Origin of the sequence: Methylonatrum kenyense, from assembly GCF_023195885.1 — a bacterium.
GTDB lineage: Bacteria > Pseudomonadota > Gammaproteobacteria > Nitrococcales > Aquisalimonadaceae > Methylonatrum > Methylonatrum kenyense.
In genome coordinates this window covers 1-13,629 of sequence record NZ_JALPKO010000002.1, presented here as the reverse complement: position 1 = coordinate 13,629, position 13,629 = coordinate 1, and the positions used below count along the sequence as shown (strand labels likewise).

General features: G+C 64.1%; 11 protein-coding genes. 9 read left to right on the top strand and 2 right to left on the bottom strand.

From position 1 onward, the window contains the following. Positions 1-110 precede the first annotated feature (110 nt). The 7 genes from M0534_RS02220 to M0534_RS02190 all read left to right on the top strand — a co-directional run bounded on the left by M0534_RS02220 (position 111) and on the right by M0534_RS02190 (position 9,996). Positions 111-845: a ferredoxin reductase domain-containing protein gene (locus M0534_RS02220; RefSeq protein ID WP_248566787.1), complete on the top strand. Its 735-nt coding sequence runs from the start codon at positions 111-113 to the stop codon at positions 843-845. 72 nt (positions 846-917) lie between these two features. Then, a complete protein-coding gene (locus M0534_RS02215) occupies positions 918-3,110 on the top strand; it encodes an oxidoreductase (protein ID WP_248566786.1) in 2,193 nt (730 codons plus the stop codon). 99 nt (positions 3,111-3,209) lie between these two features. Beyond that, positions 3,210-5,336, top strand: coding sequence for a heterodisulfide reductase-related iron-sulfur binding cluster (locus M0534_RS02210; RefSeq protein WP_248566785.1), 2,127 nt, complete (start codon positions 3,210-3,212; stop codon positions 5,334-5,336). Between the two features lies 1 nt (position 5,337). Next, positions 5,338-6,747 (top strand): hypothetical protein, encoded by a 1,410-nt coding sequence (locus tag M0534_RS13690; RefSeq protein ID WP_282571253.1) that lies wholly within the window; start codon positions 5,338-5,340, stop codon positions 6,745-6,747. A gap of 41 nt (positions 6,748-6,788) precedes the next feature. Further along, on the top strand, positions 6,789-7,580 hold the full coding sequence (locus M0534_RS02200; protein ID WP_248566784.1) for an electron transfer flavoprotein subunit beta/FixA family protein: 792 nt from the start codon (positions 6,789-6,791) through the stop codon (positions 7,578-7,580). A gap of 2 nt (positions 7,581-7,582) precedes the next feature. Continuing rightward, complete coding sequence (locus M0534_RS02195; protein ID WP_248566783.1) at positions 7,583-8,548, top strand: electron transfer flavoprotein subunit alpha/FixB family protein; 966 nt, start codon at positions 7,583-7,585, stop codon at positions 8,546-8,548. Positions 8,549-8,814: 266 nt separating this feature from the next. Then, complete coding sequence (locus M0534_RS02190; protein WP_248566782.1) at positions 8,815-9,996, top strand: PAS domain-containing protein; 1,182 nt, start codon at positions 8,815-8,817, stop codon at positions 9,994-9,996. Positions 9,997-10,103: 107 nt separating this feature from the next. Here the strand turns inward: M0534_RS02190 and M0534_RS02185 are convergent, their stop codons facing one another. Further along, a complete protein-coding gene (locus M0534_RS02185; RefSeq protein WP_248566781.1) occupies positions 10,104-10,814 on the bottom strand; it encodes a TorF family putative porin in 711 nt (236 codons plus the stop codon). A gap of 227 nt (positions 10,815-11,041) precedes the next feature. Between M0534_RS02185 and M0534_RS02180 the strand changes: the two genes are divergently transcribed. Beyond that, positions 11,042-11,380 (top strand): hypothetical protein, encoded by a 339-nt coding sequence (locus M0534_RS02180; protein WP_248566780.1) that lies wholly within the window; start codon positions 11,042-11,044, stop codon positions 11,378-11,380. 180 nt (positions 11,381-11,560) lie between these two features. Continuing rightward, complete coding sequence (locus M0534_RS02175) at positions 11,561-12,637, top strand: hypothetical protein (RefSeq protein ID WP_248566779.1); 1,077 nt, start codon at positions 11,561-11,563, stop codon at positions 12,635-12,637. Here M0534_RS02175 and M0534_RS02170 read toward each other — a convergent pair. Beyond that, a complete protein-coding gene (locus M0534_RS02170) occupies positions 12,634-13,206 on the bottom strand; it encodes a helix-turn-helix domain-containing protein (protein WP_248567129.1) in 573 nt (190 codons plus the stop codon). The two genes, M0534_RS02175 and M0534_RS02170, sit on opposite strands and share 4 nt — an antisense overlap. Positions 13,207-13,629: the final 423 nt, after the last annotated feature.

The window sequence follows — 13,629 nt, the reverse complement described above, 5'->3', positions numbered from 1 at the left end:
CGCGGATTTCCCTGATCTGGCACAGGCGGTGCTACCTCCCAACCGAAACCAGCCAGACGCCCCCGGCTTGCATGCCGGCGGTCGTTGCAGCATCAGGTGGAGGTGGCGTCATGCCCGGATCGATCACCGTCAAGGTCTGTGCGAGCGAATGCGTTGCGCCCGAGGTGCGGCGTCTCACTCTGGAACAGCCGGACCTGTCGCCGTTACCGGCGGTACGTCCTGGCGACCACATTCGCCTATCGCGCAGGGCCGGGCCCGCGGTGCCGGTTTCCATTGCGGCCCAGCCCCAGGTGTCGCGCTACCAGATCCTGGTCGCGGACAGGACGGCTGGATCCGACCAGCAGCGAACGCCGCGGCTGAATGAAAGGTTGACCCTGGAAGGGCCGGGCAACGGAATGCCGCTCAATCTGGCGCCGGCATCCGTGCGCCTGATTGGTGCCGGTCTCGGCATCGCCCCGCTGTTGCCGCTGGCGCGCGTCCTGTTGGCGACCGAATGCCGCGTCCGGATGTGCTGGGTCGGCCGGGGAATCACTGCCAGCGTGTTGCAAGCCGAATTGGCGGAGGAACTGCAACAGCATGTCCGTTTCCACGACACGCTGCGGGAGGGCCGGCCGGACCTGCGCGCCGTGATCGGCCGACCGGGGGCGGGTGCACACCTTTATTGCGCCGGACCAATTCCTTTCATCGAGGCATTGCTGCATGCGGCCGCTCAGCTTGGCTGGTCCGCTGACAAGCTGCACTGGGATCGCTACCTGCCCGTGCAGGTGCCGCCCGGGCTGCAGCGGGTGCCGGTTACCGACTCATCCTCAGGCCTGGCGGCGGTGCAACCGGCGCACAGGTCCTGAAAACGGGGCGGGGCTGCCCCGTCCGCACAACCCAGCAGTTCAGGCGCCGACGATGCGCCCGGGAGGAAAACGATGGCTCGCGATTCACGCTACGACATTCTGTTCACACCGGTTCAACTCGGACCGAAGACAATCCGTAACCGTTTTTATCAGGTGCCGCACTGCATCGGAGCAGGCACCGACCGGCCGGGCTACCAGATGGCCCACCGCAGCCTGAAAGCCGAGGGCGGCTGGGGCGCGTTGAATACCGAGTACGCGTCGATCCACCCGGAGTCGGACGACACCATGCGCATCTCGGCCCGCATCTGGGACGAAGGTGACGTGCGCAACCTGCGGGCAATGACCGATGCGGTGCATGCCCATGGCTCACTCGCCGGTATCGAGATGTGGTACGGCGGTGCGCATGCGCCAGGCATGGAGAGCCGCGCCACCCCGCGCGGCCCGATCCAGTATGCCTCCGAGTTCGAAGCCCTGACCTACTGCAAGGAAATGGACCTGGATGACATCAAGATGGTCCAGCAGTACTACGTGGATGCCGCACTGCGTGCCCGCGACGCCGGTTTCGACATTGTCTATGTCTACGGCTCCCATTCCTATCTGCCGCTGCAGTTCCTCTCGCCGTATTACAACCGGCGCACCGACGGTTATGGCGGCAGCGTCGAGAACCGGGCCCGCTTCTGGGTCGAGACGCTGGAGAAGGTGCGCAAGGCGGTCGGCGCCGACTGCGCCGTCACAGCGCGTTTTGCCGTGGACACCCTCTACGGGGAGGACGGCGTGCAGGTGGAAGAGGACGGCATGCGCTTCATCGAGCTTGCCGACCCCTTTGTCGACTTCTGGGACGTCAACATCGGTGACATCGCCGAATGGGGCGAGGATGCCGGTCCCTCCCGCTTCTACAGCATCGGCCACCAGAATGACTGGATTCGGTACATCAAGCAGGCGACGAAGAAGCCGGTGCTGGGTGTCGGTCGTTTCTACGATCCGGAGAAGATGGTGGAAGTCATCAACTCCGGCATCATCGACATCATCGGTGCCGCGCGACCGTCGATTGCCGATCCGTTCCTGCCGAAGAAGATCGAGGAGGGCCGGATCGACGATATCCGTACCTGCATCGGTTGCAATGTCTGCATCTCGCGCTGGGAGATCGGCGGCCCGCCGATGATCTGCACCCAGAACGCCACCGCCGGCGAGGAGTACCGCCGTGGTTGGCACCCGGAGAAGTTCGAGCCGGCCGGTTCCGACGACACGGTGCTTGTGGTCGGTGCCGGGCCGTCCGGCGCCGAATGCGCCCGTGTGCTGATGGAGCGGGGCTACACGGTGCACGTGGTGGACAGCGCCGAAAAGGTCGGTGGTCACGTGAACGACGTCATCACGCTGCCGGGCCTGGCCGAATGGGGCTATCACCGGGATTACCGCGAAACCCAGCTGCAGAAGCTGGTCAAGCGCAACAAGGATTGCCAACTGGCCCTGGGCCAGAAGCGCCTGACCGCCGACGACGTGCTGCAGTACGGTGCCGAGCGCGTGGTCATTGCCACCGGCTCGTCCTGGAACACCGACGGCACCAACAACCTGTCCCACGCGCCGATCCCGGGTGCCGATGCCAGCCAGCCCCATTGCCTGACGCCGGAGCAGGTCTTCGCCGGTGAAAAGCCGATCGGCAAGCGGGTGATGATTCTCAATCACGACACCTACTTCATGGCTCCGAGCCTGGCGGAAAAGCTGGCGCGCGCGGGTCATGAGGTGACCGTGGCATCAGCGGTCGATCTTGGCTCCTACATGCACTTCACGCTGGAGGCGCCGAACATGCACCGACTGATCCACGAACTGGGCATCGAGGTGATCAGTGATCATGCCTGTTCGCGGATCGAGCCCGGCCGGGTCGAGTTGTTCAACCTCTGGGGTGATGGCTACAAGCGCCAGTACCGCGGGCCGGGCAACCTCCCGCGCGAGGAAAACCGCACCCACAAGTGGCATGAGTGCGACACCGTGATCCTGGTCACCGGCCGCCATTCCGAGGATGGCCTTTTCCGGGAGCTGAAGGCCCGCAAGGACGAATGGGACGACAACGGCGTCAAGGCCGTCTACCTGATCGGCGATGCCGAGGCACCGCGCATGATTGCCGATGCCACTTTCACCGGCCAGCGCTTGGCACGGGAAATCGAGGACCCCAACCCGCAGTACCCGCAACCCTACAAGCGCGAGGTACATGCCTGGGGTGCCGCCTATATCCCGGGCCAGAGCCACGAACTGATCTACCGGTTGTAAGCCGTTCCGCTGCGGGATGCCGCCCGTCGGCCTCCCGCAGCGGCCTTTTGCCAGTCAGTAGAACAAAGGGTCCGAGCTTGGCCCTGGCGAGGCAGCGAGATGATCAATCCGGCCCATGAATCGACGGACGTGACCCGGGAACTGTTCCAGAACTTTTCTACCGGCGGCATCGTTCTTTTCTACATATTCGGATTCCTCGCCCTGGGTGTATTCGCCTGGGGCTGCTACCTGCAGATCCGCAAATACCGCCGAGGTGTTGCCGACGGCTCCTGGGCGGATCTGGCGCGACGCACCCGCGACCTGGTGGTGACCATGCTCAGCCACCGCACCCTGCGTCGTCGCGACGCCGCGGCGGGACGCGCTCACGCCGCCATCTTCTTCGGTTTCGCGCTGCTTTTCATCGGCACGTCACTGATTTTCATCGACTACGACATCCTCGGCCCACTGGGCCTGTCGTTCTGGCACGGCGAGTTTTACCTGTTATTCCAGCTCACGCTGGACCTCGCCGGCCTGGCGCTGATCGTCGGCCTCGTCTACATGATGGTTCGCCGCGGCTGGATTAAGCCGCCCAAGCTGGACTACCGCCGCCCCGACCGCGAGCCCGGTGAGCCGGACGCCGACCGCAGCCGTTACCGGATCGAGGACTGGGCCTTCCTATGGGCCCTGGTGATCATCGGCATCACCGGCTTTCTGCTGAACGGCAGCCGCAAGCTGTGGCTGATCGACGATCCGCTGGTCTGGGATTACCGCTGGTGGACCCCGGTCGGGACCAGCATCGCCTACATGCTGTCGGGGCTGGGCCTGAGCAGCGAAGGCGCCGGTGTGCTGCGGACGGCTACCTGGTGGTTCCACGGGGTACTGGCACTGGCCTTCATTGCCGTCATTCCGTTCACCAAGGTCAAGCATATTTTCACCGCCGGCGGTTCCCTGATGCTGCGTGATCCGCTGGCAGCGCAACGCCTGCCGAAATTGCCGGAAGACGGCGAGGACGCCGGCTACGGAAAGATCACCGATTTCAGCCGCAAGCACCTGCTGCACCTGGACGCCTGTACCAAGTGCGGCCGCTGTCATGAGGCCTGCCCGGCAAATGCCTCCGGTCTGCCGCTGTCGCCGCGCGACCTGATCCTGACTCTGCGCGAGTTCGCGCATGAACAGATCGAGGGCAGGACCGTCGACGCCGACGGCCTGGTGGTCCACGGCGACGGGGTCAACCAGGTGCGGGCGGAGACCCTGTGGTCGTGCCGCACCTGCATGGCCTGCGTCGAGATCTGTCCGGTGGCAATCGAGCATGTGCCGATCATCGTGCAGATGCGTCGCTGGCTGGTGGAGCAGGGCGAGATGGATCCGATGCTCCAGGGCACGCTGCAGAAGATCCAGAAGCGCGGCAATTCCTTCGGCGAGGCCAAGCGCAAGCGCGGAAAATGGGCCGATGAGCTGGACTTTCCGGTCAAGGACGCGCGCAAGGAACCGGTGGATTTCCTCTGGTTCGTCGGCGACTACGCCTCGTTCGATCCGCGCAACCAGTCGGTGACCCGTGATTTCGCGCGGATCCTGGAGCACGCTGGGGTGGACTTTGGCATCCTCTATGACGCCGAGCAGAATGCCGGCAACGACGTCCGCCGGGTCGGCGAGGAAGGCCTCTACGAGCTACTGGCCGAGAACAATATCGCCAGCCTGGACGGGGCGGAATTCGAACGCGTGGTCACCACCGATCCGCACTCCCTGAACACCATCCGCAACGAATACCCGCAGTTCGGCGGTCAATACCAGATCTACCATTACACTTCGCTGCTGAAACAGTTGATCGAGCAGGGCCGCTTGCAGTTCTCCAAACAGCTCGGTTACCGCGTGACGTACCACGATCCCTGCCACCTGGGGCGGTTCAACCGCGGCTTCGATGCCCCCCGCTTCGTGATGCAGGCACTGGGCCTGGATCTGGTGGAGATGGAGCGTTCCGGCGAGAACTCCTTCTGCTGCGGAGCCGGTGGCGGCCGTATCTGGATGGCGGATCCGCCGGGCAAGGAGAAGCCCGCCGAGAACCGCATGCATGAGGCAGCACGGATCGAGGGTCTGGAAGTGTTCGTGGTCGCCTGCCCGAAGGACCTGACCATGTTCGAGGATGCCCTGAAGACGGCTGGCTACGAGGGACAGTTCGTGGTCAAGGAGCTCAATGAACTGGTCGCCGAAGCACTCGCATTGGATAAACAAGCGACGGAGGCGGCCTGAGATGGGTGCGGACCGTGCGCTGGAATCCGGAAAGGCAGTCATGGGCGGCGAAACCGTCGAACCGCAGACACTGATCGGGCGTCTGCTGGCAAGGCCGGATGCCTATGCTGCGGCCGGCCTGCTTGCGGCCCATCCGGATTTTGCCGATCACCGTCTGCTGCGAATGGCATTGCCTGACCGGGCGACCGGCCTGGTGTTCGCCGGCATGCGCTTCTCGCCGGCTTGCCTGCTGGAAGAGCTCGGAGGCTGGCAGGATAGTGCCGTTCAACGTCGCCTGGCCGGCAACCCGGCAACGCCGGCACCGGTCATCGCCCGGCTTCTCGACAACAGTAGCGCCGACCCCGATGTGGGTCCGCGGCTGGCGGCGCATGTCCGTACACCGACGGATGCGCTTCCGGGCCTGGTGGCGGACGGCAGGCTGGCGACGCGCGTGGCTGCGGCGGGTCATCCCGGGGCCGGACACGGCCTGCTCCTCGAGCTTGCCGGGCGTGGGGAGATGCCGGTGCTGCGCGTGCTGTCTGCGCGAGCCGATCTGAGCACGGCGCTGCTTGCCAGGATCTGGGAGCGTGGTGACCGGCACGTGCAGGCCGAACTGCTGCGTGCGGCAACATGCCCGCGGCAATTGCTGGCGGCGGCAGCGCATGCCCCGCATGCGCTATGGCGACGCCGCGCTGCTGGCCATCCGGCATTGCCCGAACCGGTCCGGTGGCGCCTGCTCCGGGATTCCGACGCAAGGGTTCGGGCGGCCGTGGCGGAAGCACCAACCACGCCGGTGGAGTTGCTTCACCGATTCCAGGCGGATCCGGCGCAACGCGTTCGGATCGCCCTGGCTCGGCGCCAGGATCTGCCCCCGTCCTGGCTGGACAGCCTCGCCCGGCAACCGGGTGCCTGGCTGCAGCGCTGGGTGGCGCGCAATCCGTGCTGCCCGCGACAAATGCTGGAGCGCTTGGCCCAGTCCGCGGCAGCCGAGGTCCGCCGGGCAGTGAGCCGCAATCCGGCAACATCCGCGTTCATGCTGGCGCGACTCGCGGCGGACGCCGACCCCTGGGTGCGGGCCGGAGCCGCCGGCCGCGCCGACCTGTACCCGTCGGTTCTGGCGCGACTGGCTGACGACACGGAGGTGGATGTACTCGGTGCGGTCGCCGCAAACCCGTCGACCCCGGCGGAACGGCTGGCTGGGCTGGCAATGCACGACGACCGGGATGTCCGGCGTGCGGTGGCCCAGAACCCGGCCGCCTCTGCGGCGGTACTCGCACCGCTGGCGACAGACCCCTATCCGTTGAACCGCTTTGTCGTGTCGCAGCGTGACGCGTTGTCCCTCGCGACCCTGGAGGCGCTGGCCGGCGACCCCGAGCCGCGGATTCGCTTCATCGCGTGGAAGCGGCTGGGGGCCCTGGCCGCCAGCCATTGATTGATTTCGTCGGCGACGCCGACCGGAAGGAGAGTATGACCATGAAGATTCTTGTACCCGTAAAGCAGGCGGCCCTCGTCGAGGACGACTTCGAGTTGCGCGACGACGGCCGCGATGTCGATCCCGACTTCGTCGACCTGCAATTGAACGAATGGGATGACTATTCGCTGGAGACCGCGCTGCAGTTGAAGGAGTCCCACGACGGTATCGAAGTGGTTGCCGTGACGGTCGGCGATGACGACGCCGAGGATGCACTGCGGACCTGTCTGGCCAAGGGGGCGGATCGGGCGATTCGTGTCTGGGACGACGAGCTTGGCGACGCCGACCCAGTGGTCATTGCCCGGGTTCTTGCCGCCGTTGCCCAGCGCGAGACTCCTGACCTGGTGCTTGCCGGCACGCAGTCGTCGGATCTGGGGTTCTCGGCAACCGGGGTCGCCATGGCGACCTTCATGGGCTGGCCGCATGCGGCGGTGGTGGTTGCCCTGGATTACTCGCCCGGGGCGGCGACTGCCACCGTGGAGCGTGAGCTCGAGGGGGGCTTGCGCCAGCGTCTCGAAATCGACTGTCCGGCCGTACTGACCATCCAGCTCGGCATCAACACGCCGCGCTATGCGTCGCTACGGGGTATCAAGCAGGCGCGTTCGCTTCCGGTCGAGGAACTGACGCCGGAGGACCTGGGCCTGGAGGCGCAGGACGTTGGCGAGCAGGCCTGCGGGGCGCGGGTTCGCAAAATGTACCTGCCCGAAAAGGGGCAGGCGGAGATGATCGAGGGCACGCCGGCACAGCAGGCCGAGCGGATCGCAGCCATCGTCAAAGAGGTCATGGGAGGCTAGTCATGGCACAGGGAATTCTGGTTATTGCAGAGCAACGGCGCGGCGTCCTGAGTCCGGTGACGCAGGAACTCATCGGCGCGGCGCGGGCGATCAAGAACGACGTCGGCGGTGCCGTGTCGGTGGCAATCATTGCGCGCGACCCGGCATCGCTCGCCGAGGGCGCCCGACTGGACGGGGTGGACGAGGTGCTGTTGCTGCCGGTGACGGCCGACGAGTTCCAGCCGGACCTGCACGTGGCGGCCGCCATGCAGGCGGTCAGCGAGCGAGATCCCTCCTTGATCCTTGCCCCGCACAGCGTTGATGGTTGGGGCTATGCTGCGGCACTCGCCGTGCAAGCGGACGCCGGGTTCGCGACCGATGTGTTCGCCATTCAGGTGGACGCTGGTGAAGTCACCGCGGTTCGCGGCGCCTACGGCGAACGGGCCCATGCCCTGCTGGAATTTCCCGGGCGGGATCGCGTTCTTCTCGCCCTGCGTCCCAGCGCCTTCCCGGCCGCCGAGGGGGCTGCCGATTCAACGGTGACCGAATTGTCGGTCCCCGAAACCGCGGCGCGCAGCCGTCACCTGGAGTTCATCGATCCGCCCAGCGAGGGGGGCGTGGATATTCCCGGCGCAGAGTTCATCCTGTCCATCGGACGCGGCGTTGGCGAAGAGGATAACGTCGAGGAGTTCGCTGAACTGGCCGAACAGATGCAGGCGGTGCTTGGTTGTTCGCGCCCGATTGCCGATGCAGGCTGGCTACCGAAAGCGCGTCAGGTCGGATACTCGGGCAAGACGGCGAGCAGTTGCAAGCTGTATCTGGCCCTCGGGATATCCGGTTCGGTGCAGCACCTTGCCGGGATGAAGCACGTGGAGAACATCATTGCGGTCAATTCGGACGCCAACGCCGGCATCTTCAACGTGGCACGGTACGGCGTCGTCGGCGACATGTTTGAAGTGAGCAAGGAATTGCGGCAACACTTTGAATAGCAGCTGCCGGCATTTAGGGAAACGCTGGTTTAATCCCGTGTCTGCGCTGTTTGACCGCAGGACGACTACGGTACTGCGCAGCGCGCCTTGTCTCGGAAAGAAAGCGGACTTCAACGCAGGTCTGCGAATAAATCAGCGTTTCCCTGGCGGATCGCATTGTTTTCCGATTTGTCAGACTGCCTGGGCCGGAGGACATCGTGCTGCCGATACGGCCATGTGCCGGCGGACGCATGCGGCTGGGGTGTTTACAGTGAGTCGACGGGGCGATGGCCGTTAAACGAGCGCGTAGTGAGCAAGCCACTGAAGGCGGACAGGATCCGCGGTTGGCCCTGCTTGATCTGGCGGAGCGGGCGGCATTGCTGGTGGGACCGGAAGGGATTCTTGCCGGCAACGAGACGGCGTGCCGCTTGCTCGGGGTGCGGGCCGCGCAAATCCGGGGCCGGAAACCGGATCAGCTTCTCGAGCCCCTGCAGTCGGCGCCCCTGGTCGATCCCGAAGCCTCGCTGTCGGACAGTGGAAGCCGGAAGCTGGTCCGCTGCCGGTCCGCTGCCGGCCAGGGGGTGCGCCTGGAGCTGCGGGTGCGCAACCTGGAGCCCGGGCGGCGTTGGCCGCAGATCTGGATGCTCCTGCCGGATGGCGCACTGGTCACCGAAGCAACCACTGAACATGCCCATCGCCTGCAGGAGTTGATGAGTCACCTGCCCAGCGTGCTGTACCGGTCGGACAACACGCCAAGCTGGACCATGCGTTTCATCAGCGACGGTTGTCGCTCGTTGACCGGCTACGACGAGGACCAGTTGCTCGAAGATCGCGAGATCTCCTATCTGGAGCTGATCCACCCGGAGGATCGGGGCCGCGTCTGGAACGACATCCAGCAGGCACTGCGCGAATTCCGGCCGTTTCGGGTCAGTTACCGCATTCGTACTGCGCTCGGTGCCGAGAAGTGGGTCTGGGAACAGGGGGTCGGGGTCTATGGCGCCGACAACCGGATCGTGGCCGTGGAAGGGTTCATCACCGATATCACCGCACGGAAACGTACCGAAGACACGCTCAGTTCAAGTCAGCAGGCCCTGGCCCGACTACTCAGTAACCTGCCGGGCATGGCTTATCGTTGCCGCAATGAGCCGGACTGGATGTTCGAGTTCGTCAGTGATGGCTGTGTCGAATTGACCGGCTACCTGTCATCGGAACTGGTGCAAAGCCGAACCGTTGCCTACGGGGACCTGATCGTCGCCGAGGACCGTGAGCGGGTCTGGCAGGAAGTACAACAGGGCGTCCAGGCCCGAAAGCCGTTCGCCTCCACCTATCGCATCATCGGTGCCGATGGCGGCGTCAAATGGGTCTGGGACCGGGGTAACGGCGTGTACGACGCGCGCGGTTCGGTGATCGCCATTGAGGGTTTTGTCTGCGATGTCACTGAGGTGCTGGAACGTCGCTCCGGTACCTGATCTCGTCGCAGTCGTGGGACGGTTTGCTGCAACGGGTCGCAGTGTTGCGACGGGCAGCGCGTTGGAGACTGCGATGGAAGGGGTTCCATCGCAGTCCCGGATCTTCCTCAGAACGTCATGACGAAACTCGCACTGACCTTCGCATCACCGTCGTTGCCGCTCAGATCCGTCTGATCGTAGGCAAACGTGAAATCCCCGATATCGGTGTGCCGGGTCACGCCGAGTTGCCAGTGGGTGTAGTCATCCTCGGGCGCGCTGCTGCGGAAGTCCTGGCGGCCCAGCGTGGCGCCTGCCGACCAGTCTTCCGTGATCGGTACGTCGAGATTGGCGTAGTAATAGACCGCGTCCTTGAACTGCTCGCGCACCTCACTTTCCGCGTTCGTGACGTAGAACACGCCGACAGTCAGCATGTCGACGTTCAGATTCAGGTAGATCTCGCCGAAGTCCGAGTCCTTAAGGTCGCGGCTGCCGGGATAGGCGTAGTAGATGTAGCCGAGATCGTAGTTGAGCTGCTCGAAGGCGCCGGCAAAGCCGATCCAGCCGTCCAGCTCATAACCGGTGAAATTGCTTCCTTCAATTTCGAAATCCACATTCGAGGCCCAGGCGCCAACATAGACGCCCGATTCATGGCCATAGTCCAGCCCGCCCTGGACGGCCGCGCCGTCGTCGGTCTGGGTCAGGCCGCGAAAGATGTAGTTGCTGGTCACGCCAATGTTGGCACTGAATTCGGCCTGAACGATGCCGGTCCCGGCGAGCAGCAGCGTCGCGCCCAGGGCGGCCTGTCGACCACGAGTAAGGATCGGGTGGTTTTTTCTCATCGGTGCTCCTCCAGATCATTGTTGCAAGTCGGATTGTCGTGCAGAAAAGAGACGACGGCTTCCTGTGGTGCAAAAACCTTGCCTTTAGAGAAACAGCAACCTGCTCGCGGTCGTCGTGTCCGAATCGGTATGCATCTGCCTTGCGGGTACGATTCGGCCTTCTGCACCAGAAGTCGGCACATGCCATGCATGGCATGATTGGGAACGATGCGTCGCCGGAGTGGCGAATGGAGGGCTTCGTGCCGCACCTGCATATCAAGGGCTGGCTCCTGCAACGGATCGACGAGGTCGGTGACCATGGCCTGTGGGACTGGCAACTGGCCCGACTGGCCGAACGGCATTACGCGCTTTCGGGGGATTACTGGCGCGGCGTGATCCGGCTGACACTGGTGGACCTGCATGCCAGCGGCGTGATCGAGAGTGTCGACGAGGCCATCGACAACGATGGTCATTTCGGGCGCGGACGTATCCTGTTCCGGTTTCGCCTGAATGCCTTTGGTCGCCAACGGCTGCTGGACACCGGTCTGGCCAGAACGCGAATGCCAGGCAAGGAGACGGAACGATGAACGAATTCTGGGCCTACCCGGCGGCACCCTGGCTTGCCGTGATCAGTATCGGACTACTCTGCGCCCTGGCCTTGTATCAGGCACGCACCTTCGCGTATCGCCTGTGAGGTTCAGTATCGCAGCACTTCCGCCTCTCGCTGATGGCGCGGCCGCCTTGCGGGGCAACCTTAGGGCTTGGCAATGAGCGCCTCGTCGGGCGAAGACGCGGCCCTGCAGGGTGCCAGGTCCCGCTATCACGCCGGCCGCATTCGCTGGGGGTTCATCTGGGCGCTCTGGTCGGCTGTCCTGGCCGGTGCCTGGTATATCCCGGCCACCGCCCTTTGGTTCGAGCCGGCGTTTTCCAGCGGGCGCGAGGGCACCGTGTCGATGTTCCTGCTCACGGCGACGGTGATTGCCGCGCTGAATGCCTTGACCATGCTGTTGTTCGCCTTCGTGTGGCTTGGCGTACTCGGCAAGATTCCGGACTACCGGCGGACCGTGCGCCAGGTGCGGTCAATCAGTTCCTGGTACATGGTGGCTGCCTTCTTCGGCGGACCGATGGCGCTTTTCGGCGGCTTCCTGGCCATGGGTTTCATCGGTGCGGTTTTCGCCGCGGTGGCAGGACTGATGTATCCGATTGTTGGTGCCGTGCTGGCCCGGCTCTGGTATCACGAGAAGATCACGCTGCGAGCTGCCATCGGCATCTTCATCATCATTGCAGGCGGCATCACGATCTTTGGTCCCGGTTTGCTGGCCGAGTTCTCGGGTACCGGAACCGGCGCCTGGCTGGGCTATCTTGGCGGTGCGATGACAGCGATTGGCTGGGGTGTGGAAGGTGCCATTGCCGGTCGGGTCATGGACGTGTCGGACCCGGATGCAGGCCTGGCGATACGCTTTACCGCCGAAGCCGCCTACTGGCTTGTACTGGTACTGCCGCTGGTGATCCTGCTGACCGACTTCCCGGTTCTGAGCCTGGTCATCCAGGCCCTGTCGACGCCGACCACCGTGGCAATGTTGCTGCTTGCCGGCGTCAGTTTCGCATTCGGCCAGGTGACCTGGTACCGGTCGTTCCCGCTGATCGGCGTGGGGCGCGGCCAGGCGGTGGGCGATTTGTATGCGGTGTTCACGGTCCTGTTCGTCGCTGCATTCACCTTGCAGATGCCCGACTGGAATTTTCTGCTTGGCCTGGTCCTCGCCGTGTTCGGTGGCTTTGTCATGTTTACCGAGCGTGATTCGGTACTGGAAGTCGTGCGTGCCTTGCCGGCAGAGTCGGACTAATCAACGTTGCCGAAAATGGTGATGGCCAGAAAGCGAATCGGTACCCGCACCAGCCGTTCCGGGCCATGCGGGACGCGGGCGTCAAACGTGAAGGTGTCCCCCTCCTCAAGTTCGTAAACCCGCTTGCCGTGGCGGTAGTCTATCCGGCCCTGAAGTATGTGAATCAACTGGGTGCCTTCGTGCTGGAAGGTCGGGAATGCCTCGCTCTCGTCGTCCATCGAGATCAGGAATGGTTCGAAGTTCTTATGGTGGCCCCGGTGATGCGCCAGCAAGTGGTAGGTGTGGCCACGTTTCGTACCCATCCGCACCACTTCCAGTCCGGAACCGGCCTTGACCAGCTGCGCGTCAGCTTCCGCGGAATCGTAGTCGCGGAACAGCTGTGACAGGGTCATGCCCAGCGCCGCGGTAATGCGGGCCAGTGAATCCAGGCTTGTCGCAACCTGGCCGTTTTCTATCTTGCTGACCATGCCCCGGCTCAGGTCGGCCCGTTCTGCCACCTCGGCGATGGTCAGTGACTGATTCACGCGCCGTCCACGGAGCACGCTGCCGATGTATTGCTCCAACTCCATCTTGCGGTTCTGGTGCGAGTGCCGATTCGCCAGAGTCTTGGTGTCTTCGATTTTCAGTGGTCGCTGAGTCACGCCGTAATCAGTCCTTGGGAGTCGATGGGCCTGCCGGCAGGCCGTGATGGCGCGTCACGGCGCCCCGTCTGCATGCGCAGTCTACCGGAACAATGCCGTCAACACGGCAGTGCGGCCAAGTATGACACTTTGTCCCGCGCGTCCCGTCAATGAAACACATTGTCTCAAGATTCATCGTCAACATGGTGTTTGTCGGTGACAGGCCGGAGTGGTCGCCGCCTGCCAGACCGCTCCAGGCGGTGGTGCGAGGCCTGGTTTGTTTCTTGGCATTCACGTTGCATTACTATTATGAACGCAACAGGCCCGCCGGGCGACTGTGCATCCATCGGATAACTGGCAGGAGAGGACAGC